This is a genomic window from Haloarcula sp. CGMCC 1.6347, assembly GCF_037078395.1.
GTDB classification, from domain to species: Archaea; Halobacteriota; Halobacteria; order Halobacteriales; family Haloarculaceae; genus Haloarcula; species Haloarcula amylolytica.
This window is the reverse complement of sequence record NZ_JAYMGX010000001.1, coordinates 731,235-753,938: the sequence shown is the minus strand read 5'-3', so window position 1 is coordinate 753,938 and position 22,704 is coordinate 731,235. Positions and strand designations below refer to the sequence as shown.

The 22,704-nt window shown below is 64.5% G+C and carries 23 protein-coding genes; 15 read left to right on the top strand and 8 right to left on the bottom strand.

Features of this window, described 5'->3' with window-relative positions:
• The first annotated feature begins 104 nt into the window (after positions 1 to 104).
• Entirely contained in the window at positions 105 to 1,262 is a 1,158-nt protein-coding gene (locus VI340_RS03990; RefSeq protein ID WP_008310110.1) for a dihydropteroate synthase, read from the top strand.
• Between the two features lie 20 nt (positions 1,263 to 1,282).
• On the opposite strand, the gene VI340_RS03985 is transcribed toward VI340_RS03990, so the two are convergent.
• Positions 1,283 to 1,963, bottom strand: coding sequence for a haloacid dehalogenase type II (locus tag VI340_RS03985; RefSeq protein ID WP_008310111.1), 681 nt, complete (start codon positions 1,961 to 1,963; stop codon positions 1,283 to 1,285).
• 377 nt (positions 1,964 to 2,340) lie between these two features.
• Between VI340_RS03985 and VI340_RS03980 the strand changes: the two genes are divergently transcribed.
• The gene (locus VI340_RS03980; RefSeq protein WP_008310112.1) at positions 2,341 to 3,339 is read left to right on the top strand and encodes a TIGR04024 family LLM class F420-dependent oxidoreductase; all 999 of its coding nucleotides are present in this window, start codon (positions 2,341 to 2,343) and stop codon (positions 3,337 to 3,339) included.
• A 15-nt stretch (positions 3,340 to 3,354) separates the two neighbouring features.
• Here the strand turns inward: VI340_RS03980 and VI340_RS03975 are convergent, their stop codons facing one another.
• A complete protein-coding gene (locus tag VI340_RS03975; RefSeq protein WP_336357836.1) occupies positions 3,355 to 4,047 on the bottom strand; it encodes a 6-hydroxymethylpterin diphosphokinase MptE-like protein in 693 nt (230 codons plus the stop codon).
• A 329-nt stretch (positions 4,048 to 4,376) separates the two neighbouring features.
• Between VI340_RS03975 and VI340_RS03970 the strand changes: the two genes are divergently transcribed.
• Positions 4,377 to 5,837, top strand: a complete 1,461-nt coding sequence (locus tag VI340_RS03970; protein WP_336357835.1) for an alpha,alpha-trehalose-phosphate synthase (UDP-forming) — start codon at positions 4,377 to 4,379, stop codon at positions 5,835 to 5,837.
• A gap of 21 nt (positions 5,838 to 5,858) precedes the next feature.
• Here VI340_RS03970 and VI340_RS03965 read toward each other — a convergent pair whose 3' ends face one another.
• On the bottom strand, positions 5,859 to 6,704 hold the full coding sequence (locus VI340_RS03965; protein WP_336357834.1) for a DUF7537 family lipoprotein: 846 nt from the start codon (positions 6,702 to 6,704) through the stop codon (positions 5,859 to 5,861).
• A gap of 194 nt (positions 6,705 to 6,898) precedes the next feature.
• Between VI340_RS03965 and VI340_RS03960 the strand changes: the two genes are divergently transcribed.
• Complete coding sequence (locus tag VI340_RS03960) at positions 6,899 to 8,005, top strand: polymer-forming cytoskeletal protein (protein WP_336357833.1); 1,107 nt, start codon at positions 6,899 to 6,901, stop codon at positions 8,003 to 8,005.
• A gap of 44 nt (positions 8,006 to 8,049) precedes the next feature.
• Here the strand turns inward: VI340_RS03960 and VI340_RS03955 are convergent, their stop codons facing one another.
• Positions 8,050 to 9,129 carry a dipeptide epimerase gene (locus VI340_RS03955; RefSeq protein ID WP_336357832.1) on the bottom strand — a complete coding sequence of 360 codons (1,080 nt, stop codon included), beginning with the start codon at positions 9,127 to 9,129 and terminating at the stop codon, positions 8,050 to 8,052.
• The gene (locus tag VI340_RS03950; RefSeq protein ID WP_008310123.1) at positions 9,126 to 10,169 is read right to left on the bottom strand and encodes a DUF1611 domain-containing protein; all 1,044 of its coding nucleotides are present in this window, start codon (positions 10,167 to 10,169) and stop codon (positions 9,126 to 9,128) included. The genes VI340_RS03955 and VI340_RS03950 overlap by 4 nt, the downstream gene beginning before the upstream one ends.
• 138 nt (positions 10,170 to 10,307) lie before the next feature.
• Between VI340_RS03950 and VI340_RS03945 the strand changes: the two genes are divergently transcribed.
• Positions 10,308 to 11,054: a helix-turn-helix domain-containing protein gene (locus VI340_RS03945; protein ID WP_336357831.1), complete on the top strand. Its 747-nt coding sequence runs from the start codon at positions 10,308 to 10,310 to the stop codon at positions 11,052 to 11,054.
• A 189-nt stretch (positions 11,055 to 11,243) separates the two neighbouring features.
• Here the strand turns inward: VI340_RS03945 and VI340_RS03940 are convergent, their stop codons facing one another.
• Positions 11,244 to 11,996, bottom strand: a complete 753-nt coding sequence (locus tag VI340_RS03940) for an IclR family transcriptional regulator (RefSeq protein WP_008310125.1) — start codon at positions 11,994 to 11,996, stop codon at positions 11,244 to 11,246.
• A 331-nt stretch (positions 11,997 to 12,327) separates the two neighbouring features.
• Here VI340_RS03940 and VI340_RS03935 point away from each other — a divergent pair, with 331 nt between their 5' ends.
• From VI340_RS03935 to VI340_RS03895, 9 genes are all read left to right on the top strand, one after another.
• Positions 12,328 to 13,881, top strand: coding sequence for a Na+/H+ antiporter NhaC family protein (locus tag VI340_RS03935; RefSeq protein WP_008310127.1), 1,554 nt, complete (start codon positions 12,328 to 12,330; stop codon positions 13,879 to 13,881).
• The gene (locus VI340_RS03930) at positions 13,878 to 14,150 is read left to right on the top strand and encodes a DUF7513 family protein (RefSeq protein ID WP_008310128.1); all 273 of its coding nucleotides are present in this window, start codon (positions 13,878 to 13,880) and stop codon (positions 14,148 to 14,150) included. The genes VI340_RS03935 and VI340_RS03930 overlap by 4 nt, the downstream gene beginning before the upstream one ends.
• A gap of 79 nt (positions 14,151 to 14,229) precedes the next feature.
• A complete protein-coding gene (locus VI340_RS03925; RefSeq protein WP_336357830.1) occupies positions 14,230 to 15,243 on the top strand; it encodes an ornithine cyclodeaminase family protein in 1,014 nt (337 codons plus the stop codon).
• A gap of 123 nt (positions 15,244 to 15,366) precedes the next feature.
• Positions 15,367 to 16,326 carry a nucleoside hydrolase gene (locus tag VI340_RS03920; protein WP_336357829.1) on the top strand — a complete coding sequence of 320 codons (960 nt, stop codon included), beginning with the start codon at positions 15,367 to 15,369 and terminating at the stop codon, positions 16,324 to 16,326.
• 133 nt (positions 16,327 to 16,459) lie between these two features.
• Positions 16,460 to 17,542, top strand: a complete 1,083-nt coding sequence (locus VI340_RS03915; RefSeq protein WP_336357828.1) for a M24 family metallopeptidase — start codon at positions 16,460 to 16,462, stop codon at positions 17,540 to 17,542.
• 96 nt (positions 17,543 to 17,638) lie between these two features.
• Positions 17,639 to 19,336 carry a glycoside hydrolase family 13 protein gene (locus VI340_RS03910; RefSeq protein WP_336357827.1) on the top strand — a complete coding sequence of 566 codons (1,698 nt, stop codon included), beginning with the start codon at positions 17,639 to 17,641 and terminating at the stop codon, positions 19,334 to 19,336.
• Positions 19,337 to 19,414: 78 nt separating this feature from the next.
• Positions 19,415 to 20,185, top strand: coding sequence for a creatininase family protein (locus VI340_RS03905; protein ID WP_336329725.1), 771 nt, complete (start codon positions 19,415 to 19,417; stop codon positions 20,183 to 20,185).
• A 105-nt stretch (positions 20,186 to 20,290) separates the two neighbouring features.
• Entirely contained in the window at positions 20,291 to 20,455 is a 165-nt protein-coding gene (locus VI340_RS03900; RefSeq protein ID WP_008310141.1) for a hypothetical protein, read from the top strand.
• 89 nt (positions 20,456 to 20,544) lie between these two features.
• A complete protein-coding gene (locus VI340_RS03895) occupies positions 20,545 to 20,709 on the top strand; it encodes a hypothetical protein (protein ID WP_005535361.1) in 165 nt (54 codons plus the stop codon).
• A gap of 98 nt (positions 20,710 to 20,807) precedes the next feature.
• Here VI340_RS03895 and VI340_RS03890 read toward each other — a convergent pair whose 3' ends face one another.
• Entirely contained in the window at positions 20,808 to 21,008 is a 201-nt protein-coding gene (locus tag VI340_RS03890; protein WP_008310143.1) for a hypothetical protein, read from the bottom strand.
• 150 nt (positions 21,009 to 21,158) lie between these two features.
• On the bottom strand, positions 21,159 to 21,446 hold the full coding sequence (locus VI340_RS03885; protein WP_008310145.1) for a DUF5789 family protein: 288 nt from the start codon (positions 21,444 to 21,446) through the stop codon (positions 21,159 to 21,161).
• A gap of 129 nt (positions 21,447 to 21,575) precedes the next feature.
• On the opposite strand from VI340_RS03885, the gene VI340_RS03880 reads away from it, so the two are divergent.
• Complete coding sequence (locus tag VI340_RS03880; protein WP_336329726.1) at positions 21,576 to 22,670, top strand: DUF7139 domain-containing protein; 1,095 nt, start codon at positions 21,576 to 21,578, stop codon at positions 22,668 to 22,670.
• Positions 22,671 to 22,704: the final 34 nt, after the last annotated feature.

Sequence of the window (22,704 nt, the reverse complement as noted above, 5' to 3'; positions counted from 1 at the left end):
TGTATATATAAAACGCGGTGATCTCGTGTCAGTGATACGTACCATAGCGTCGTCGGTCCGCCGATGTCGCGGGACCTTTGTATCCACAGTCCTCAGGGAGCGGTATGCGAACGGTCGAAATCGACGGCCTCCCGGTGGGTGATGGGCACCCGACACGCGTCATGAGCGTGTTGAACATGAGTTCGAACTCCGGGTACAAGCCGAGCGTGTATCTGGACCCCGCGGAAGCCGCCGAGGCTATCGAGGAGAACCTCGTCCCCGCCGGCGCGGACATCATTGATGTCGGCCTCCAGTCGGCCAACCCCAAGTACGAGTCCAAGCCGGTCGAGATGGAGAAAGACCGGCTCGAAGAGGTCGCGCCGCTCGTCGACGAACTCGACGCCGACGTGCCGCTGTCGCTCGAAACTCGGTACGCAGAAGTCGCCGAGGAAGCCATCGGCCACGGCTTCGACCTCATCAACGACGTGTGTGGCTTCGCCGACCCGGACATGAAAGGCGTCGTCGAAGACCACGACATGCCGGTCGTCAAGATGGCCAGTCCGCCGGACCTGGCCCGGCCCGGCGCGCTGAAGAGCATCGACGACATCTTCGAGGCGCTCCAGCGGGACGGGTTCACGGACAAGACCATCATCGACCCCGCTTTCGGCGGCTGGTACGACGGCAAGGAGTTCGAGGACAACTGGGAGATGTTCCGCCGTCTCCGGGAGTTCCGCGCCTTCGACAGACCGATGCTCACCGCGACCAACCGCGAGGACTTCCTCGGTGACCTGGCCGACCAGCCCGAGACGGAGAACCAACTCGCCGTGTCACTGGCCGCGGCGACGATGGAAGTCGAACGCGGGGCGCACATCATCCGCACGCACGACACACGCGAGACCCACGACGTGGTCAAGGTGGCCGACGCGCTCGGCGACGAGCGGACGACGCGAGCGGAAACCGAACCCGGCCCCACCGTGGCGGAACTGACTGACGTGACACTACGGGAGGTGGCTCGCCATCAGGCACTCGGTGAGACGGTCGCCGGCGGCACCGACGACGGCGCGACGCTGACGTTCCTGCTCGGCGACCTGACCGACGCCGCACGAGCAAGCCTCCGGGCCGTCGCCGAGGTGACCGACGTAGTGGTCGTCGAGAAAGACGGCGACAGTCTCTACGTCGGCGGTGCCGCGGCCGCGCTGAAAGTCGTCACCGACAGCCTCGCGGAGGACGGCCATCGGGAACTCGCTGGCGAACTGCGAGCGTCGCTGTCGCGGCGCGTGTAGGTCGGTTCCGGGGCCGACTTTTACACTAGATCGTCGTGGAGGTCGTGGAACGACCCGATAGTGAGGTCCGGCTCTCCGGCGAAGGCGTCCCACGGGCCGTCGTCGCGGTTGACCCAGACGCCCTGCATCCCGGCGTGCATCGCGCCGTAGACGTCGAAGTAGCCCGCGGTGACGTGGGCGATTTCCTCGATATCAGTCTCCGTTCGCTCCGCTGCGTGGCGGTACAGTTCGGCCGCCGGCTTGAACGTCTGGATCTCGTCGGCGCTGACGGTGTCTTCGAGCAGGCCACCGATGCCGGCGAAGTCGACCATCGATTCGAGCATCTCGGGGTTGCCGTTCGAGACGACATAGAGGTCGTAGCCGGCGTCGTAGAGCCTGTTCATGCCGTCCCGCACGTCGTCGAACACGTCGAGTTCGTGGTAGACCGCGAGAATCTCGTCGCGCTCCTCCGTCGTGATGTCGACGCCGTGGGCGTCCAGCGCATACTGGAGCGCGTCGCGGTTCATCTCGTAGAACGGCTTGTAGGCGTCGATCTGGTTGGCGAGGAACGTGTACGCCAGCGAGCGGGAGCGCCAGAGCCGGGACACCGGCTGGGGGTCGTCCACCCGGTCGGCGAGGGCTTTCTGGGCTGCCTCGACATCGACGATAGTGCTGTACGAGTCAAAGGTAATCGTCGTCACGCGGTCCGGGTCGAACGGCATAGGTACCCGTAGAAGCGGGTGCCTCATATAGCCGGTCGCCGAGTCGAGCGTCCAACCGTCCGGTACGGGCACACTCTCAGCGTCATGTGTGACGTGACTGCCCCCTGCTCAGTGGGCAGACATCTCAGACAGGACGCTGACACAGTACACGTCGACGATGATCCGAAGGATGCCGACGGCACCGGGATTAGCTCCTCTAGAGACGCTAGCGACCCGGCCACCGCGCTGTGAATAAACCGCGGACAACGGGCGACACTCCCCCTCTCATGTGGCTTTATCTCCCGTGCGGCCGCACTGCGAGCCATGTCTCAGGTACGTACGTTCCAGTCGCTGACAGGCGTCCAGCCAGTCGTCGCTCGACGCGTGGAGGGCGGCAGATGACAGCGCGGGATGTCTATCTCCCGGTCGCGGCACAGCCGTCGGTCGACACGCTGGTCGAGATGAGTCAGCAGGCCGAGGACAGTGGCTACGACCGGGTCTGGCTCCCGGAGACGTGGGGGCGGGACGCGGTGACGACGCTGACTAGCATCGCCGAGCACACGTCGACGGTCGGCCTCGGGTCCTCAATTCTGAACGTGTACTCGCGGTCGCCGGCGCTGCTCGGCCAGACCGCGGCGACGCTGCAGGAAGTCTCGGACGGCCGTTTCCGGGCCGGCGTCGGCCCGTCCGGCCCCATCGTCATCGAAGGCTGGCACGGCCGTGAGTTCGAGAATCCGCTCAAGTACACGCGGGAGACCGTCGACATCATGAAACTGGTGCTCTCCGGGGAAACCGTCGACTACGACGGGGACATCTTTTCGCTGTCCGGGTTCCGACTGCGCTGTGAGCCGCCCGAACCCGCGCCGCCCGTAGACGCCGGCGGCCTCGGCCCGAAGTCGGTCGAACTCGCCGGTCGCTTCGCCGACGGCTGGCACGCGCTGATGCTGACCGCCGACGGCCTCCGAGATCGACTGGAAGACTTCGAGCGCGGAGCGGATCTCGGCGACCGCGACCGGTCAGACCAGCGGGTGACGCTGTCGCTGACGTGCTGTGCGATGGACGACCGGGAGCAGGCCCGCGAACTGGCCCGTCAGCACGTCGCGTTCTACATCGGCGGTATGGGGACGTTCTACCGCGACGCGCTGGCCCGCCAGGGGTACGAGGACACCGCCTACGAGATCGCCGAGCAGTGGGGATCGGGCGACAAAGCGGCTGCCGTCGACGCGATCAGCGACGAGCTACTGGACAGCATCGCCGTCGCCGGTACGCCCGAGGATTGTCGCGACCACATCACACAGTTCGAAGACATCGATGGCGTGGACGCAATCAACATCTCGTTCCCCCGCGCTGCCGAACCGGACACTATCGACACGACCATCGACGTGTTAGCGCCCTGAGTCGGGGACTCGGCGTCAGTCGGTAGCGACTGGCTCGATGTCGTCACGTCGGCCGTCGAGCACGTCGAAGCGCTCGCCGCGGCGCTGTTCCAGCCAGCGGAGCAGGCGCTCGGCCCAGCGGAGTTTCTGTCGCTTTTCCGCAGTCACGGACGGGTCGTCGAAGTCCCAGCCGGGGAACACCAGCGCGGCAGCGCCGAAGTGGTCCGCGAGGAACGCGGCGCGGTCGCCGTCGGTGAAGCCGCCGTAGTTGCGGACCGGCGGGGCGGGGGCCGCCTGTGTCGTCGGCACGACGAACTCGCTGTCGTAGGCCGGAATATGTGTCTCCAGTGCCGGGATGTTGTCGCCGTGGGCGTGGGCGACCACCGGCGTCCCGTCGGCGGTCAGTTCCCGCCCGGTGTCGGCGTTCTTGTCGAGGTCCGTGACCATGCAGTCGACGGCGATGCCTTCCGTCTTGAGGCGGTCGGCGGCCGTGGAGGCCGCGAAGACCACGTCAGCATCGACTGCCCGGTCGGCCTCGGCTTCGAGTGATGGGCCGGCCCCGGCGACGGCGACCGTTGCGCCGTCGAGTCCGAGTCGCGCCGGGTCGTACGTGCTGTCGTCGCCGAGCAGGTCACCGAATCGGTCGCGGGCACGCTCGTCGCCATCGCGAGGATAGCCGAAATCATCGAGGATATCCTCGTACACTGGTTCCCAGGTGTGAAATTCCATCTGTTGTCAGACACCACGGAGTGAACGTGCTTCTGTCTTGTTCACCTAGCCAGTCATACCGCTTTCACACTACCAACGCCCCACAGCGTAGCTGTCGCTATCGAATTCGTGTCCAGATAAACCGAGTTGAGCCGAAATGGCACGTCCGTGTACCCCTACCCGGGTGCCCTTTCGGCTTTCACCCCTTTCTTTCGAGGCCTCCGGTATAAGTTTTCTCTTACCGTCAGACATGGAGGACAGGCGTCACAAGCCCGAGGACTTGTTACGTTGGGAACACGATTCAGTAGTCCACGACAGTCTCAAGGCAGGGCAGCACTTACCGCAGGCAAATGGTCTCGGAACTGTCAGTAAACGCGCAAGACGGTGCAGTTCCGGACTCGCTGGTGGTCGTTTCGAACCGTGAACCGTATAGCCACGAGCGGGACGACGACGGCGAGATACGGGTCCAGTCCGCGGCGGGTGGGCTGACGAGCGCACTCGACCCGGTGATGCAGTCACGGGGCGGCACCTGGGTCGCCTGGGGCAGCGGCGACGCCGATATGGCCGTTGCCGAGGAGGGCATCGTCGAAGTGCCGCCGTCTGCCCCCACATACGACCTGAAGCGCGTCCCCCTTTCCGACGCGGCGGTGCAGGGCTACTACTACGGCTACGCCAACCAGGTGCTCTGGCCCCTCTGTCACGAGGACACGGGCCGAATGTGGGCCGAACCCGCCTACTGGGAGCAGTACCGCGCCGTCAACGAGCAGTTCGCCGAGGCCGTCGATGCGGTCGCCGACGCGGGCCAGCCGGTCTGGTTCCAGGACTACCACCTGGCGCTGGCACCCAGACTGGTCCGACAGCGGCGACCGGATACGACGCTGTTGCAGTTCTGGCACATCCCCTGGCCTGCACCGTCGGTGTTCCGGCACTGCCCCCACAGCGACGCGCTCCTCGACGGGTTGCTGGCCTGTGACGTCATCGGCTTCCACACGGCGGCCTACGCCGAGCAGTTCCTGCAGTGTGTCGACAGCGCGTTCCCCGGGGCGAGCGTTGACACGGATAGCGGGACGGTCACCCGCGGTGGCGACAGGACACGAGCCGTCGCGAACCCGCTGGGTATCGACGTCGAGGCGGTTCGGGACCGGGCACAGGACGCGGACGTGACCAGTATCCGAGATACCGTGCTTGGCGGCAGTCGCTCGGACACGTCGATCAGCCTCGCGCTCGGCGTCGAACGGCTCGACTATTCGAAGGGCATCCCCGAACGGATCGAGGCGCTGGCACACCTCTGGGACCGGCGACCGGACCTGCGAAGCGAATTCACGTACGTCCAGAAGGCGAGCCGAACCCGGGAGGGGATCGCCGCCTATCGCCGGTACCGCGCGGACGTGGTCGATGCCGTCGAGCGCGTCAACGACCGCTTCGGGACCGACGACTGGCAGCCCATCGTCTACACCGAGGCCAAACTCGACAACGAGACGCTCGCCGGGCTGTACCGGGCCGCCGAGGTCGCGGTGGTGACGCCACACCGCGACGGGATGAACCTCGTCGCCCACGAGTACCCGGCGGCCTGTGTCGACGGCGACGGCGCGCTCGTGTTGAGCGAACTGGCCGGCGCGGCGACCCATCTCGACGGCGCGCTGACGGTCAATCCGCACGACATCGAGGCGATTGCGGACGCCATCGAGCGGGCGCTTGAACTGGACGAAGCGGAAACAAGGGACCGGCTGTCGCGTCTTCAGCACGGCGTCGAGGCGCTCGACAGTTCACAGTGGGTCGCCAGGCAGTTCAGCGCCGAGCGGTTCCAGTAGTTCGCGACCCCGCTCGCCGGCTTACGCCTCGGATAGCCAGTCCGGTTCCGCAACGGTGGTGTCATCGACCTTCGAGACGGAGAGCGACAGCGTCACCGTCACCGGCCGGCCGTCCCGCTCGGTCGTCACGCGGTACTGGAACGACCGGACGACGCCGTCCTCGTCGACGAGGACAGTCGCACTGGCCGAGTCCGTCGTCCCGTTGGCCGAGACGTTCGTCGAGACAGCGTCGTCAGCCGCGAAGCCGGTGACGTCGCTCCCGGTCGCTTCGAACCGCGAGACGCTGTCACCGTCGACCGTCTCGGTTCCGGCGTAGGTCCAGTTGATGTCCGACCCGAGCGACTGCAGCAGCGAACGGTCGATGACGCTGCTTTCGTTGACGGGCTGGACCTGGCCGTCGTACGGCGGTGTCGCGGAGCGGTAGTCCGTCATCGTGTCGTCACCGCGGGTGAGAACTCGACGCTCGGCGGTGGTCCCGTCGGCCGTGTAGGTCGTCGTCGCCAGCGTGTCGCCGCTGGCCTGGACCAGTTCGCCCGTCGACAGCGACCGGTCGCTGTCGCGGTCGATAGCGACGGTCCGGTTGATGAACACCGACCGGTTCTCGCCGTCGCGGACCGTCGAGAGCTGGAACGACAGCGAAGTGGTGAACGACGAGTTCGACAGCGTCTCGAAGTGCCCGCGTTCGATGGCCGCCGCGTCGAACCCGGACGACCCGGGTGCAGGGCCGTTGGCATCAATCTGCGTCGCCGTTACTTCGGTGTCCGTACCGTCTGTGCCCGGATCAGTACCCAACAGCCCGCTACAGCCGGCGGACGCTGTCAGTAGCACTACGAGTGCAAGCGAGAGGTGGCGGCGTTCGAGTAACATACCGGAGCCACTGTATCGGTGAACTACTTCGTTATGGCCGTTCAGCTGTCACGTTCTGGCTGTCAACGGGTTACGCACAGGCCTACCTGAGGGCACGGCTACCGGTGCGAATCCATGATTCGTGCCGGCCCCGTCGGACCAGCGTCAGACGCGCGTCATGCGCGTCATGAGGGTTTAAGACCGACGAAACCGCTATGTATACCGTGCCTCTCGGCTCCGACCCGCTGTCCGAACTCGACATTCCCGACGGGACGACTGTCGAGGAACACGACCTGGTGACCGACGGTGACGTCATCGTCGGCGGCCAGTCGACCGTGGAGTTCGGCGTGCGCGGGCGGACGGTCATCGCCGACGAGCGGGTCCGCTTTGGCGGCCACATCGAAGCCGAAGGTGACTGTCGGCTGGACATGTGGTGTGATGTCGCGGACAACGTCCTCGTCGGTGAGGACGCCTACATCGGCGAACGGGTACACATCGGCGGCGAACTCCGTGTCGCGGGCGACCTGGATATCGGCGACGACGTGGACATCGAGAACGGGTTCGAGGCGAACGGCTGGATCGTCATCCGCAATCCGATGCCGACCATCGTCTTCCTGTTCGTCTACCTCTCGCAACTCCTCCGCATCGGCGAGGAAGACGCGGCCGAGGAAGTAATCGACGAGATGCTAGACGACGGCGGTGACGAGCACGACCCGGTTCTGATTCCACGCGGTGCGAGCGTCTCGGACGACGCCTGGCGCGTCTCGACGCCGGCGACGGTCGGCGACGACTGTCGGCTCCACGGCAACATCCGCGCGAAGTCCCTCGAAGTCGGCCGTGACACGGTCGTCTTCGGGAGCCTCCGCGCGAAAGACGATATCGTGGTCGGCCGGGGCACGGAGATCAAAGGGGACGTAACGACCCGCAGCGGCACCGTCCGCGTCGGCCCGGGCGCGAAGATCTGGGGCGACATCTCGGGGACGACCGTCGAACTCCACGAGAACGCGACGGTCGACGGGACAATCCGCACCAGCGAGGAGATGCGGATGCACACCGAGGCAGTGCTAGACCGCCCGGACGAATCCGCTGCGGCGATGGCCGAGATGGCCGAATCGCTCGAAGCTGACACTGACACTACGGAGCCAGCCGACGAACGAAGCGATTCAGATAACAGCGAGTCGGCGGCCGATACAGCAGCCGACGACCCCGCCACTGCGGACAGTGCGGCAACCGACGGTGGGGATGCAGACGGAGTGACAACCGGCAGCGATGCTTCCGAGGACGGTCCCGACGTCGAAGAGGCGGCGGAGTCGGCAGAGTAACCGCTCGGACGCTATTTTGCGTGGCGAACGCTCGCTACACAGCGTCAGCGTTCAGTCGCGTCACTCACGGCCGTCGGCGGTGAAACCCCGTGTCCCGGTCCGTCGATATCGATATCCGGGCCGAACGACATCGACGGCGGGCACTCGTCAAACAGCAGGTGGCCGTCCAGATCGACGTAATCGAAGGCACCAAGCCCAGCGGCGAGGTGGGCGCTCGTCGCGATCCCGGTCGCGCCTTCGAGCATGCAGCCGAGCATACAGTCGAGGGAGGCGGCCTCGGCGATGGCCGCAATCGCCGCTGCCCCGAGGAGCCCCGATTTCCCGAGTTTGACGTTGATCACGTCGGCAGCCCCGTCGCGAACCACGGCCGTTGCGTCTGCCGGCGTGAACACGGCCTCGTCCGCGGCGACGGGAACCGGGAGTCTGTCGCGTGCCCTCGCAAGACCGCGAATGTCGTCTTTCGGTGTCGGCTGTTCGACCAGGGCAAGGTCGACCCCGGCCGCGGTCACCTCGTCGACAAACGTCGCTGCGGCCTTCGGCGTCCAGCCCTGATTCGCGTCAACCGTGATCGTCGCGTCGGGCGCTGCATCCGCGACCGCAACTGTTCGGGCCACGTCGGCGTCGATTTCGCCGCCGGTTTTGACCTTGATGTGGTCGAAGCCGGCAGCTGCGGCGCGCGTGGCTCGTTCGGCTGCCGCGTCGGGCGTGACTATCGGAACGGTGATATCAGTCGTAACTGTGGTCGGCGCGCCGCCGAACAGTTCCGAGAGCGGGATACCACGGTCACGACAGTACGCGTCCAGCAGTGCCGTCTCGACGGCGAACAGCGCCGAAACCGCTCCGGGCACTGCTGCCCGCAGGTCACTGACAAGTTCGCGGTAGTCGGCGAGGGCCGCCCCCTCAAGCAGCGACGTAACCGACCGGGCAGTCGCCACGGCGGCCGCCTGCGTCTCGCCGGTCACCGGCGGCAGCGGGGACCCCTCTCCGTAGCCGACTACACCTGAGTCCGTCTCTACTGCGACGAGCAGGTTCCGCGCTTTCTCTCGGGTTCCGAGCGAAATTTCGAACGGTTCGTGGAGTTCGTGGTCGAGCGCCTCGACGGAGACGCCGTCGATACGGGTCATAGTTCCTCCAGAACGGCCGCGAGGAGTGTCTCCGGGCCGTCGTCGTCGTAGATGTTCGCCGCCCGGAGGCCTGTCCGAGCTGTTTCTTCCTCCGGGTCGCCCCAGGTAGAGAGGGCGGCGACTGTCGTCTCTGTGAGGTCGGTAATCGCACGGCGTTCGGCCTCGACACCGGCCACAGTGAGGTCATCGAAATGTGACCGGGCCTCCCGGGAGGGGTCGTCGGCCAGCACGACTGCATCGGGGGCCGCCCCGTGAAGCAGCCCGAGCGTCACCCCGCCGTAGGCGGTGTGCGTGAGCGCGGCCTGCCCTTCGACGAACACGATATCGTGGTCCGCTGCGACGTCGAGCACCATGTCCTCGACGACGCCCGAAACGAAGTCGGCCGGAACCCGGTCGATGACGACACCGCGGTCCGCGCCGACGAGGATACCGGTCTGTCCCGTCGCGACCCAGCCGGCGTCGAGTCCGGCATCGGTCGCCGCCCGGTACAGTTCGAAGGTCGTCGTCCGCTTCCCGACCGCACAGTCGGTCCCCATCGTCAGGACGACATCCGCGTCGGCTTCGCTCCCGCGGCCGTCACCGAGCGTCAGGTCGGCGACGGACGGCGGTTTCCGGACGTCGACGAGGTCGACACCGTGTTGCTGGGCGCGCTCGGTCCAGGCTGGGCGCTCGCTCAAGAAGACGTGCAGGCCAGAGACGACGTCACAGCCCCGTTCCATCGCACGCTGGATAGCCTCGACCCAGGCCGCCGGGAGGTCACCGCCGGCGGGCGCGACGCCGATGACGAGGACGGCCGCGTCCGGGGCTCGGTTCAGCGCTTCGGTGACGGTTTCGACGACCGGCACGTCGTCGGCCGCCGGCCAATCGAGGGCCGCGCCGGCGTTGGGGCTCGGACACGTCGAGTCCACGACGGCCTGCGCGTCGAACAGCTCTCCGTGCATGACGATCCCGTTGGCCGTCTTGCCTTCCGGTTGTCCGAACTCCCCCTCTGCGAGCACAACGGCGGGCGTGCCTTCGTCGTATTTTCGACGCAAGTCCATACTGATGTAGATCGCCGACGTGACTGACAAACCAGAGCCTTACATGTGTGGCACCCGGTGAGACCACTGGAGGACGATTCCCCGTGGTGAAAGCAAACACAGCCAAGCACGGTCACGCCGCAGAACCCGGAGAGAACGATGGGAGTTGACAGCTCCGATGCGACCGCTAACTCGGCCAGCGGCGGTCTCCAGCTGACACTCGAACTGGAGCATCCCGACTGCTGGATGCGGGAAGTGACGGCGGCCACCTCGGCCAGACTGCTGGTCAACGCGGCGTATCTAGTGGGCGAGCAGGTCAAGGCCCACGTCGTCGCATACGCGGAGTCGGCGGACGCAGTCGACGCGCTCGTTGCGGCGACTCGGGCGTCCGATCACACATATGCGGTTACAGAGATGGACACCCGTCGCAGCTTCGGCGGGATATCGGCACCGGTAAACAAAGCGACGAGCACGCTGCTCGTCGAGTACGGCCCCGAGGAGAGCATCCACGACGCGCTGGTCTCACACGGGTTCATGAATCAGGAGCCGATCCGAATCCGCGACGGGACCGAGTACTGGACGGTCGCCATCGACGAATCGCGGGCGGCGATACAGGAAAAACTCGACGCCGTGTGTGCACAGAAGGACGCGTCGATCACCGTCACACAGATTACGTCCGCGACCACCGGGAGCAGAGAGCGCGACGGGCTGGCTGTTCGCCAGCTTTCGGACAAGCAGCGGGAAGTGTTCGAACTGGCCCGCAAACGCGGCTATTACGACTACCCGAGAGCGGTAAGCGGGAGCGAGTTGGCCGACGAACTCGGTATCGCGAAGACGACGTTCCACGAACACCTCCGGAAAGTCGAGGCCACGCTGCTCGGCCCGAGAGACGCTGACCGGTACTGACGACGGGACGGCGTCGACCCGTGCTTCGCCTTGCCGGGTCCGGACTGTCAGAGCCAGCGTCCCGGTCCCTGTTCCGTATTTGTGACCCCCAGCGCGACTGAACGCCTACTGGACCGCGAGCGCGACTGAACGCCTACTGGACCGCGAGCGCGACTGAACGCCTACTGGACCGCGAGCGCGACTGAACGCCTATTGCACTCCGAGTTCCGACTCCAACTCCTCGACGACGTCCTGCAGCATCGACGCGAGTTCCTCGTTCGGCGGCAGCCGATACAGCGGGCCGGAGATGTCCAGTGCGCCGAGGACGCCGCCGTGTGGAGCGGTGACCGGTACGCCGACCGAGCGAAGCCCCTCGACCGCTTCCTGATCGTTCACCGAATAGCCGCGCTCGTTCGTGCGTTCGATATCTTCCATGAGGGTTTCGCGGTCGGTGATTGTATACTCTGTCTCGGCGGGCAGCCCCCACCGGTCGAGAATCTCGTTGACTCGGGTCTCCGGCAACGCGGCGAGAATCGCCTTGCCGACTGCCGAGTTGTGCAGGTAGTAGTACCGGCCCACCTGGAACCCTTTCGAGGGGACGTTTGCGACGACGTTGAACAGGGTTATCGCACGCCCGTACTCTTCGACGGCGAACGTGACTTCCTCGCCACAGCTATCGGCGAGTTCGTGTGTTTTGCGACGGGCGACCTCGTACCACTCGTTTCGGGTCCGAGCGCCCTCTCCGAGGTGGAACAGCTTCATACCGAGTCGGTACTGCTCGCCTCGTTTGACCAGATACTCCTGATCTAGGAGTGTCTTGAGGTGAACGTGAATGGTACTCGTCGAGAGGTCCAGCCGGTCCGCAAGCTCACTCATTCGAGCCTCCCCCAGCTCGTTTACCGCATCGATGATCGCGAGGGAGGTTTCGGTCGTCTGGAGACGACGACCGCTAGAGCTGTCCATACCACTGTGGACTTGGTAGTAGTATAAAAAGGTCCGGACATAGTGGAACCGGTTCTGTGGATATTATGTGTATATGTGATAGCTACTGAGAGGGGAAATTACCTAAGGTTATATTTTATAATCTCACGCCCGAAATTAGTCCGTCTCCCCGGATTTTGTGCGATATATAAGGTTAGGACGCTGTCCGAAATCCAATAGAAGTGGACTTTTATATAGCCACAGCGGCCGGGACGAGACAAGACTTCACCAGAGGCGGCACCTGTGATTTGTTACCGGAGAGATAGTTATTATCATGATCTTTTGCGTGTGTATCTGACGAGGCACAGAATGCATGTCAGACACGGATAGTGGCGATGGGACAGAGATCGAGGAGATCTCTGGTCCGGACGTCGAAGCAATCGAGTTCTACGGCGGACGGTGGATGAGCGTCATTCCCATAGGGTTGTTTATCCTGTGGGCAATTGTCCAGAGTGGCCTGTTCGGTATCGGGGACACGACTGGACTCGTCGCGGGGATGCTCGTGGCGCTCATCGTCGGGATGTTCTTCGCCAAGGGAGACTGGAAGAACTACGCGAACACCATCTTCGATGGGATGACGAAGCGGGTCGCCGCGACGGCAGTCGTCGCGTGGCTCTGGGCAGGAATGTTCTCGAACACGCTGCAGGCAGGTGGCTTCGTCGGCGGACTCGTCTGGGCAGCGAACGCGGCCGAAGTCGGGGGCGCGCTGTTCCCCGCCGCCACCTTCATCCTCGCTGCGCTTTTCACGACCGGTATCGGTACCGGGTACGGCGCGGCAGTCGCCTTCTCGGCGCTGTTCTTCCCGGCCGGCATCCTGCTCGGTGCGAATCCGGTGTTGTTGTTCGGAGCAATTCTCTCAGGGGCTGTCTTCGGCGATAACCTGGCACCAGTCAGTGATACGACAATCGTGAGTGCGGTGACGCAGGACGCCGACATCGGCGGCGTCGTCGCCTCGCGGTTCAAGTACGCCATCATCGCTGCGGTGCTGGCGCTCGCGGCGTACGTTTTCGCCGGGAACGCGATGCCCGGGCTGGACATCTCCCAACAGGCGCAGGACCTGTTCGTCCAGAACAGCGAGCCGGCGGGACTGTTGCACCTCATCTCCATGCTCGTCGTCATTGTGACGGCAGTCATGGGCCGACACATTGTTGAGGCGATCTCGTGGGGACTCATCGTTGCTGTTGCCTTCAACATCGTCTTCGGTCTCGCACCGCTGAGTGCCGTGTTGCTGTTCAAGGTCCCGGAAACGTCAGCAGCCGCGAGCTGGGCCGGCTCGCTTCCCATCGCGGAAGTGGTCGCGCCGCAAAACGCCGGCGTCACCGGGTCGATCTACAACGGTGCAGCCGGGTTCTTCCCGCTGATCGTGCTCGTGTTGCTCATCGTCGCCGGGTCAGAGATCATGATCCGTGGCGGTGGCTTCGAGGCGATCCAGGAGTGGCTCCTCGAAAACGTCGCAACGGGCGTTCGCAAGGCCGAAACGACGATGGTGGTCGGCACTGCCCTCGTCAACTCGATGATCACGATCAACACGGCCGCAGAGATCGCGATCGCGCCGTACATCGCCCGCATCGGCCAGCGGTACAACATCAACAGCTACCGTCGAGCGAATATCCTCGACGCGAACACCTCGGCGCTCGGGTACATCTTCCCGTGGGGTGGCGGCGTTCTCATCGGCTTTGCGACGCTGCAGGGCCTCCCGAACCAGTACGAGTGGTTCACCAGTGCGATGGTTGTCAACCCCATTGATGTCTGGCCGTACGTCTTCCACGGCTGGTTCCTGTTCGGTGTGTTCCTGCTCTCCGCACTGACCGGCTTCGGGCTCGAATACACCACTGACCGCAAATCCAAGGATGTGACCCGTCTATGAGCATATTCAGTAAGTTCCTCACCGGAATGTCCTTCAGGACGACCACGCCGACGTTCGAGGCGGGCGAAGAGATAGAGGTGTACGTCACGGAACTCGACGAGGAATCCGGCGAGTTGGTCGCACTGGTCGGCGAGACCCGCCTCTACTTCGAGAACGGTGAGGCAGACATCGTCGGCTGTCGCGTCCTCGCGAAGGTCGAATCGTTCGACGACGCGGAGCACCGCGGCCGTCTCACCCACCTCAAGACGCTGTCTCGGGGGTCGTTCTAGGATTGCCAACGAGCGCCGAGACGGATATTGAATCAGTATAGCGCGATCGAATAAACCGATATCACAGATTCGAACCACTATGAGCAACTCACTATATTCGACAGCACGACAGGACAACCAGACGACTATCGTCCCCAGTACGGACATCGAGGCGGCCGTCGAGATGGCCGACCTCGTGCCGGCCATCGAGGCCGCGTTCGCCGCATACGAAAACGACACGGCGCAGATGCCGCCGAAGTCCTACATCGACCTGCCACAGCACAACGGGGACTTCCGGTCGATGCCGGCCTATCTCGAAACGGACGACTGGGAGGCGTCGGGCATCAAGTGGGTGAACGTTCACCCGGACAACCCCGACGAGTTCGACCTGCCGACCGTGATGGGGACGCTCGTGTACACGGACCCCGAGAGCGGCTTCCCGCTTGCCGTGATGGACGCCACGACGCTGACGATGAAGCGAACCGGGGCGGCCGCCGCCGTGGCGACGGACCACCTCGCCGTCGAGGACGCGTCCTCGCTGGGCATCATCGGTGCCGGCGTCCAGTCGTACACGCAACTGGAGGCCATCTCGCAGGTGCGACCGATTGAATCCGTCGTCGTCAGCGACCTCGACGACGACCGCGTCCAGCGGTTCATCGACACCTTCGGCGACGAGTTCGACGTGCGAGCTGGGACCATCTCCGAGGCGGCCCAGTGTGACGTCCTGTCGACGGTCACGCCGGTCGAGGACCCCATCGTCACGCTCGACGACCTCGGGGAACACACCCACGTCAACGCCATGGGTGCCGACGCCGAAGGAAAGCAGGAACTCCACACGGAGGTCATCCGCGAGGCGACGCTCGTCATCGACGACTTCGAACAGACGACCCACTCCGGCGAAATAAACGTCCCTTGGAGTACGGGCGATATCGACGAGTCGGATATCGACGCCGAACTCGGCGAGATCGTCGTCGGGAACGCGCCGGGCCGCGAGGACCTGTCCGGGATTACCGTCTTCGACTCGACCGGGCTCGCGATTCAGGACATCGCTGCCGCACGCATCGTGTACGAATCGCTCGGTGACGACAGCGGGCACCGCCTCGAGATGGTGTAACTCCGGCGGTCTGCAGTATCGTATCAGCTGGCCGTTCACCCACCGCTATCGAGTGACGCACAGATAGCTGTGGCACGCAGTTGTGGCCCGGAACGATTTATATGTGCCATACGACGAGGGCGTATGCGACGCGTCATCATCGACACGGACACCGCGGGCGATGACACACAGGCAATTTTGCTGTCCTGCCTCAGTGATCGAGTTACCGTCGAGGCAGTCACAATCGTCGCCGGCAACGTGTCCTTCGAGAGAGAGGTCGAGAACGCGAAATACACGCTCGAACTCGCCGATTCCATCGACGTGCCCGTCTACGAAGGGGCGAGACAGCCGCTTCTCAAGGAGTTCGAACACGCGACGTACATTCACGGCGAGGACGGCCTCGGCGGGGACCTGTTCCCCGAGACCGGCATCGAATCGGCGGCAGGGTTTGGCCCCGACGAGATCGTCGACCGCTGTCGGGCGGCCCCGGGTGAAATCACGCTGCTCTGCATCGGACCGCTGACCAACCTGGCGCTGGCGTACGCCCGCGAGCCAGACCTGCCAGATCTCGTCGATGAAGTGTGGGTGATGGGGGGGAACGTCAACTGTGAGGGGAACATTACTCCCGCCGCGGAATTCAATCTGTGGGTCGACCCCGACGCCGCCAAACGCGTGTTTGACGCCTTCGAGGTGACGCTCGTCGATTGGGGCGTGTGTCTTCGGGACGCGGTGTTCGGCACCGCCGAGTTCGAGGCGGTATCAGCGTTCGACAGTGAACTGGCGTCGTTCTTCGAGTCCGTGACCGAGCAGGCCCGGGCGTTCAACAGCGAGGGCCCCGACGACCCCGGGTGGACGGCACTCCCGGACAGCGTCACTGCCGCGTTGCTTGCCTACCCGGAACTCCGGGAGGAGGTGTCGACGTATCACGTCGCGGTGGACGACCGCGACGGGCTCACTCGCGGGTACACCAGCGTCGACGTCAACGGCGTGACCGACGGCGAACCGAACACCCACGTCGTGGAGTCCGTCGACAGCGACGCCTTCCAGTCGGTCATGTACTCGCTGCTCCAGTCCCGGGACCCTGACAGCGGCATCGCCGAATGAGTCAGGGCCGGAACCGAACGCGATAGTAGCGAACGGTGTGTGTCGTAGTTGCCGCTGTGCGAGCCCTGTGGCGCCGGTCCTGTCGGCGCGTGTTGTCCCTGGTTTTTACTGGGGGCCGGAGGGATGTCAGGGTATGACGCTTACAGACCGTCTCGACCAGTACCTCCGGACAGCGGGACTCGAAGCCGTCTGGTTCGCCCGACCGAACTCCTTCGCGTGGCTCACTGGGGGTGGCGACAACGTCGTCGACCGCGAAGTCGACATCGGCGTCGCCGCCGCGGGCTACGACGGCGACGAGATACGGGCCGTCACCGACAACATCGAAGCGCCGCGGCTGCGTGACGAGGAACTCGGCAGCGACGTGGCCGTCGAAACATTCGATTGGCACGCACAGTCGCTGGCTGAGGCTGTCGCCGAAGCGAGCCCGACGCCGGCGGCGGCGGACTTCGACGTCCCCGGCTTCGAGTCAGTCGACGCCACACAGCTCCGACAGCCGCTGACCGAGACCCAGATCGAGCAGTGTCGTGACCTCGCGCGAGACACGGCCGAAGCAGTCGAAGCAGTCGCGCGGAACGTCGAGCCGTCCCACACCGAACTCGATGTGACCGCCGTGCTCCGACAGAAGCTCGAAGGCCGAGGCATCGCTACGCCCGTCGTACTCGTCGGTAGCGCCGAGCGGGCACAATCCTACCGCCATTACACCTCGACCGAAACTGAACTCGGCGACTATGCGCTCATGTCGGTGACCGTCCAGCGGAACGGGCTCCACGTTAGCACCACCCGAGCGGTCGCGTTCGACCCGCCGGAGTGGCTGGTGGAGCGAACCCGCAAAGCCGCCTGCGTCGAGACCACTGCACTGGCCGCGACACAGGCAGCCGGCCAGAATGGTGGCACAGCGGGCGACGTGTTCGACGCTATCCAGAACGCCTACGCCGAGGTCGGCTGGGAAGGCGAGTGGCAGAACCATCACCAGGGGGGTGCGACGGGCTTCGCCGGCCGGGAATGGATCGCCACGCCCGGAAGCGGGGTCAAGGTCGCGTTGCCACATGGGTACGCGTGGAACCCGACTATCGACGGCGCGAAGAGTGAGGACACCTATCTCGTCTCGGCCGACGACATCGAACTCCTGTCCGCGACCGGCGACTGGCCGACCGAGACGGTCTCGGCAGTCGGCTACGACCTCGAACTGCCGCGACACACGGTGCTGGAACTGTAGCGGTACTGCAGCCATCTCTAGCCGGCGAGTTAAGAGTTTACAACGGGTGTTGTATGAACCCGTGGATTTAAGCAACGCGTCAGGCTACCCCTCTGTATGACCGCAGAGCGCGCCTGGTGGAAGGAGGCAGTCGTCTACCAGATCTATCCCCGGAGCTTCAACGACAGCGACGGTGATGGCGTCGGCGACATACAGGGCATCGTCGAGCGGCTGGACTACGTCGCCGACCTCGGCGTCGACGTCATCTGGCTCAATCCGGTGTACGACTCCCCGCAGAAGGACAACGGTTACGACATCAGCGATTATCAGGCCATCTACGACGAGTTCGGGACGATGGCCGACTGGGAAGCGCTACTCGAAGCGGTCCACGACCGGGATATGCGGCTCGTCATGGACCTCGTCGTCAATCACACCTCGGACCAACACGAGTGGTTCCGGAAGTCCCGCCAGCGCGACCCGGAGTACGAGGACTACTACATCTGGCGCGAGGGCGGAACAGACGAGGACGGCGAGCCCACGCCACCGAACAACTGGGAGTCCTTCTTCGGGGGCTCCGCCTGGGAGTACGACGAGGAGCGCGGCGAATACTTCCTCCACCTGTACGACATCTCACAGCCGGACCTGGACTGGCGCAACGACGCCGTTCGACAGGACGTCTTCGACACCATCGAGTGGTGGCTGGAGAAGGGCATCGACGGCTTCCGGATGGACGTCATCAACCTCCTGTCGAAAGTCGAGGGGCTGCCCGACGGCGACCCGGACAGCGAGTGGGTCGGGTCCGAACAGTTCATCGACGGGCCGGAGATGCTGTCGTATCTCGACGCAATGGACGACGAGGTGCTGTCGAATTACGACGTGATGACTGTCGGAGAGATGCCACAGCTCACCGTCGAGTCGGCCCGCGAGTACGCCGGCGCGGACGGCCCGCTGGACATGGCGTTTCACTTCCAGCACACGAAACTCGACTACGCTGACGGTGAGCGGTGGTCGGTCGGCGACTGGAGCCTGCCGGAGCTGAAGCGTATCGTCGACCGCTGGCAGGACGGGCTGGCGGCGGACGGCTGGAACACGCTGTACTGGGAGAACCACGACCAGCCGCGGAGCGTCTCACGCTACGGCGACACCGAGAACTACCGCCGGGAATCCGCGAAGCTGCTCGGGACGTTCATCCTCACGCTCCGTGGCACGCCCTACATCTACCAGGGCCAGGAACTCGGGATGACTAACGCCGACTGGGACACGATGGACGACCTCCGCGACGTCGACGCCATCAACCACGCGCGGGAGCTACTCGACCGGGAGGGCGTCGAGGGCTACGAGGACGTGAAAGACGTCGTCGGCTACCGGACCCGCGACAACGCCCGAACGCCGATGCAGTGGGACGACTCGCAAAACGCCGGGTTCACCGACGGCGACCCCTGGATTCAGGTCAATTCGAACTACAGGGAGATCAACGCCGCCGACCAGCAAGCCGATGCGGATTCCGTCTACAACTACTACCGGCGACTCATCCAGTTGCGCTCCGACAGGGACGTGCTGGTGTACGGGGACTACACCGACCTGCTCCCCGAGCATGAAACCGTCTTCGCCTTCACGCGGTCGCTGTCGACGGACTCGGGAACCGAGAAAGTCCTCGTCGTCCTGCACTTCGACGACGCGACGGAAACCTTCGACCTCCCGGTCGAGTACGCCGATGCGACGCTGCTAGCGTGCAATTACGACCACGACGACCCGGACCCGGAAACGGTGACGCTCGCGCCGTACGAGGCTCGCGTCTACGAGCTGTTCGATTGAGTCCTTCGTACTACCTGAATCCCGCCGCGGGGCCGTGGCGAAGCACAGATTCAAGACGCGTCCGTCACCAGCAGTGGTATGTACCTTGCCGACGAGACCTGGCCGGACCTCGGCGACTATTTCGAGACGGAGTCGCTGGCGCTCGTCCCGCTCGGATCGACCGAGCAACACGGGCCACATCTCCCGCTGGCGACGGACCACCTCATCGGGGAAGCCTTCGCCCGGGAAGCCGCCGACAGGACTGGCTACCTCTGTACCCCGACGATCAATGTCGGCGTGAGTCCCCATCACAGACAGTTCAACGGGACAATGTGGGTCGACGCACCGGTGTTTCGTGACTACGTCGAGTCGTTCACCCGGAATCTGGCGTACCACGGCATCGACCGGGTCATCTACGTGAACGCCCACGGCGGGAACGTCGAGCACCTCCGGGAGGTCGGCCGGCGGCTCCGGGACGACGAACTGCTGTACGCCATCGAGTGGATGTGGGACGAGAGTATCCCGGACCTCGTAGACGACCTGTTCGAGCAGAACGGGCCACACGGCGGGCCGAAGGAGACGGCCATGATTCAACACCTGCGCTCCGAGCTGGTTCACGACGACCGCCTCGAAGACGCACGGGACGGCGGGATTCCGAGCGTCGAGGCTGCGGAGACAAAGAAGTACGGTTCGCGAACCTTCTACGACGCCGCTGATAACACCGGCAACGGTGTCCTGGGCGACCAGACCGACGCAACGGCCGAGAAGGGGGCCGAGATGTTCGAGGCCGCGACCGAACAGCTCGTCAGGCTCTGTGAGTGGCTGGACGCCCAAGCGTTCGACGACCTGCTCCCAGAGCCACACGTCTAACGCCGGGCTGTCGGCACCCGAGAACGATTCCCGCTCTCCGGGGCTGCCGTTCGATAGCCAACCCCCGGTAGTTGGGTTTTTGCGACAGGCGGGAGTACGGGATGTATGGCCCTCCTCCTGTTTCCCGGGATGCCCGGTACTACTGAACTGTTCGTCATGCTCGTCATGATGGGGATGTTTCTCGTCGTTCCCCTCGCACTCGTCGTGGCCGCGTATCTGTTCGGCAAGCGCCGCGGCAGAGCCGAAGTGAGCGAGTCGGGCGATTCATAACCAATCGCCAGACGGCGGCCAATCGGCGTGTAATGGGCCTGTCGCGGCGAATCGACTCGTTTATCGGTCCCACTCTATGAGGGAGATGTGTGTCCCCACCGAGTCCCCATCCCGAGTCGCTTCGTAGCCGAGCGTTCGAAATAACGGTTGATGACGGACGAGAGACCTTCAACGCGCTCAGTATCGAGCACGCCGATTGTGAGACGGAATGGATCATCTCCGACACGGTGTATGCGCTCGAAAATATGCGGTAACAGGTAGCAAACTGTTGCGTTGTGGCGTTACGATAGTGGACCCAACTGCGTCGGAACGGTGACGCCGCTGTGTCTGTACCGCCGGTTCTTCGTGTGAGTCATTCCGCCGAGAATCGCCGCCAGACTGGCATGAAGACGCCGTAGAACGAGCCAAAAACCAGGACACCAGCCGCGATAGCTAATTCTCGCCCTGCCACGCCGAATACGTCGTACAGAGTCCGGAGGACGATGAATACCCCGAGTCCCCAGACAGCGAAGGCGGCACGCTCTTTCCAGGAGAGGCCACTTCTGTGGAACACACGCTGTCTCCGCAATAGACGGTATCAAAGCCTGTGGTTCGACGCGATATCGGACCGCGAGTATGAGGGGATGATAACACACGCTGCACAGATCACAGCAGCTGTAACTGGGATGGGTCGTGCTGGTGCCACAGAAGTCCGTTCCCGCCCTCACTCGGTCGGGATGGGGCCGGTCCCGATGACGTCCCGAACCGCGCTTTCGAACTCCTGACGGTCGGCGAAGTACGGGATGTCGACGTCCTCGAGCACCGTTGCGAGTTCCTGCGGGCCGTCCGGCGTCCGAATCGTCGTGTCCCCTTCGCGGCTGACGATGGTGCTGTGTTCGATGCCCCAGGTGAGCCGGGCCGAGACGCGGGCCAGCGGCGCACCGGCAACGTCTGGTCCGTCGCCGAGTTCGACAGCCGGCTCCTCCGCGTCCTCGCTTTCGTCGTCGCTCATACCCGAACTGTTCCCGTGGGTCCGATTAGTGCTTTCGGAACGGCTCGCGCACTTGGTGAATCACGCGCGTGCCCGCGTCATGCATCTGTCTGACGGGTAGTTTTATCGGATGTAGCAGTAGTATACTGCATGACTAGTCTCACCGACGTGTACGAAGGGGAGGTTGGGCGCGTCGCATCGCGCCGCCAGCAACTCGTCGGGACAGCCCTGTTTCTCGTTGGTGTTGCCGGACTCGTCGGGGCAATCGCGCTCGCAACGACCGGCATCGGAAACAGATACGGGCTGGACGCCTACGCAGCCAGGCGGATCGCCGGCGTCATCGCCGGGCTCGGGCTGCCGTCGGTCATCCTCGGCGTGTTCGCGGTGTTACCGGCCAGTCGTCGAATCCGGCTGACCGCCCTCGGTGGCACGGGCGTCGCAACAGTCGGCGTCGTGCTGTTCCGGTCGCTGTATCCCTACAGCTGGACCAGCAGCGACCCGCTGCTGGCACTGCTCACCGGCGTCGTCTACTTCGCCGGTATCGTGACGACGTTCTGGTGCCTGTTCGCGTCGCTTGCGACGTTCAAGACGCGAAACGACCCCGGCGGGACGGCACGCATGGAAGTGACCGAGGAAGGGACGATCCGTCTCGTCGAGGAAGCCCGGACGCTGCCGGGACTGGGCGGCATCGGGTTTTTCGGACAGGACCCGGACGGCACGGTCGAGACGCAGACGAACCGAGCGAGTGCGACCGACGAGGGCGCTGTCAGCGACGGCGGGACCGGACAGCGCTCGGGCACTACGCGCACGGCCAACGGCCGCAGTCGGCAGCCGACGGGCGGCACGCAGTCTGACCGCAGCACGCGGTCCAAGCGACGGTCGGACAGCGGCACGGCGACGGAGCGACAGTCGGACCGTCGGGCGACCACTGGCTCGAACACCGGCCAGCAAAACACCGCGTCGCGTGGGACGAACCGAACCGGCCCTTCCGAGAACGCGCTCGACCCGAAAATAGCCGAAGCCGGTCCGGAAGCGTCGCCGTCGACCGACGGCGGCACGGCGACGACGGGGCACGACGCGATCACCGAGACGGCGGTCCACCAGGGCGAACCGGACACCTACTGCGGGAACTGCCGGCACTTCGAGTACGTGATGCAGGACGGCGACATCGAGCCGTACTGTTCGTTCCACGGCGAGGTCATGGACGACATGGAACCCTGTTCGGCGTGGGTTCGCAACGACTGATACCGTCGGCACTCCGATTTTGCTAAGCTTCCGC

Bases quoted from the DNA above. Each gene is read 5' to 3' on its own strand.
- VI340_RS03970 (WP_336357835.1), top strand. From the start codon at position 4,377: ATGGTCTCGGAACTGTCAGTAAACGCGCAAGACGGTGCAGTTCCGGAC.
- VI340_RS03950 (WP_008310123.1), bottom strand. From the start codon at position 10,169: ATGGACTTGCGTCGAAAATACGACGAAGGCACGCCCGCCGTTGTGCTC.
- VI340_RS03920 (WP_336357829.1), top strand. From the start codon at position 15,367: ATGCGACGCGTCATCATCGACACGGACACCGCGGGCGATGACACACAG.
- VI340_RS03965 (WP_336357834.1), bottom strand. From the start codon at position 6,704: ATGTTACTCGAACGCCGCCACCTCTCGCTTGCACTCGTAGTGCTACTG.
- VI340_RS03955 (WP_336357832.1), bottom strand. From the start codon at position 9,129: ATGACCCGTATCGACGGCGTCTCCGTCGAGGCGCTCGACCACGAACTC.
- VI340_RS03990 (WP_008310110.1), top strand. From the start codon at position 105: ATGCGAACGGTCGAAATCGACGGCCTCCCGGTGGGTGATGGGCACCCG.
- VI340_RS03925 (WP_336357830.1), top strand. From the start codon at position 14,230: ATGAGCAACTCACTATATTCGACAGCACGACAGGACAACCAGACGACT.
- VI340_RS03915 (WP_336357828.1), top strand. From the start codon at position 16,460: ATGACGCTTACAGACCGTCTCGACCAGTACCTCCGGACAGCGGGACTC.
- VI340_RS03905 (WP_336329725.1), top strand. From the start codon at position 19,415: ATGTACCTTGCCGACGAGACCTGGCCGGACCTCGGCGACTATTTCGAG.
- VI340_RS03975 (WP_336357836.1), bottom strand. From the start codon at position 4,047: ATGGAATTTCACACCTGGGAACCAGTGTACGAGGATATCCTCGATGAT.
- VI340_RS03880 (WP_336329726.1), top strand. From the start codon at position 21,576: ATGACTAGTCTCACCGACGTGTACGAAGGGGAGGTTGGGCGCGTCGCA.
- VI340_RS03980 (WP_008310112.1), top strand. From the start codon at position 2,341: ATGACAGCGCGGGATGTCTATCTCCCGGTCGCGGCACAGCCGTCGGTC.
- VI340_RS03940 (WP_008310125.1), bottom strand. From the start codon at position 11,996: ATGGACAGCTCTAGCGGTCGTCGTCTCCAGACGACCGAAACCTCCCTC.
- VI340_RS03945 (WP_336357831.1), top strand. From the start codon at position 10,308: ATGGGAGTTGACAGCTCCGATGCGACCGCTAACTCGGCCAGCGGCGGT.
- VI340_RS03985 (WP_008310111.1), bottom strand. From the start codon at position 1,963: ATGCCGTTCGACCCGGACCGCGTGACGACGATTACCTTTGACTCGTAC.
- VI340_RS03900 (WP_008310141.1), top strand. From the start codon at position 20,291: ATGGCCCTCCTCCTGTTTCCCGGGATGCCCGGTACTACTGAACTGTTC.
- VI340_RS03910 (WP_336357827.1), top strand. From the start codon at position 17,639: ATGACCGCAGAGCGCGCCTGGTGGAAGGAGGCAGTCGTCTACCAGATC.
- VI340_RS03960 (WP_336357833.1), top strand. From the start codon at position 6,899: ATGTATACCGTGCCTCTCGGCTCCGACCCGCTGTCCGAACTCGACATT.
- VI340_RS03935 (WP_008310127.1), top strand. From the start codon at position 12,328: ATGTCAGACACGGATAGTGGCGATGGGACAGAGATCGAGGAGATCTCT.
- VI340_RS03885 (WP_008310145.1), bottom strand. From the start codon at position 21,446: ATGAGCGACGACGAAAGCGAGGACGCGGAGGAGCCGGCTGTCGAACTC.
- VI340_RS03930 (WP_008310128.1), top strand. From the start codon at position 13,878: ATGAGCATATTCAGTAAGTTCCTCACCGGAATGTCCTTCAGGACGACC.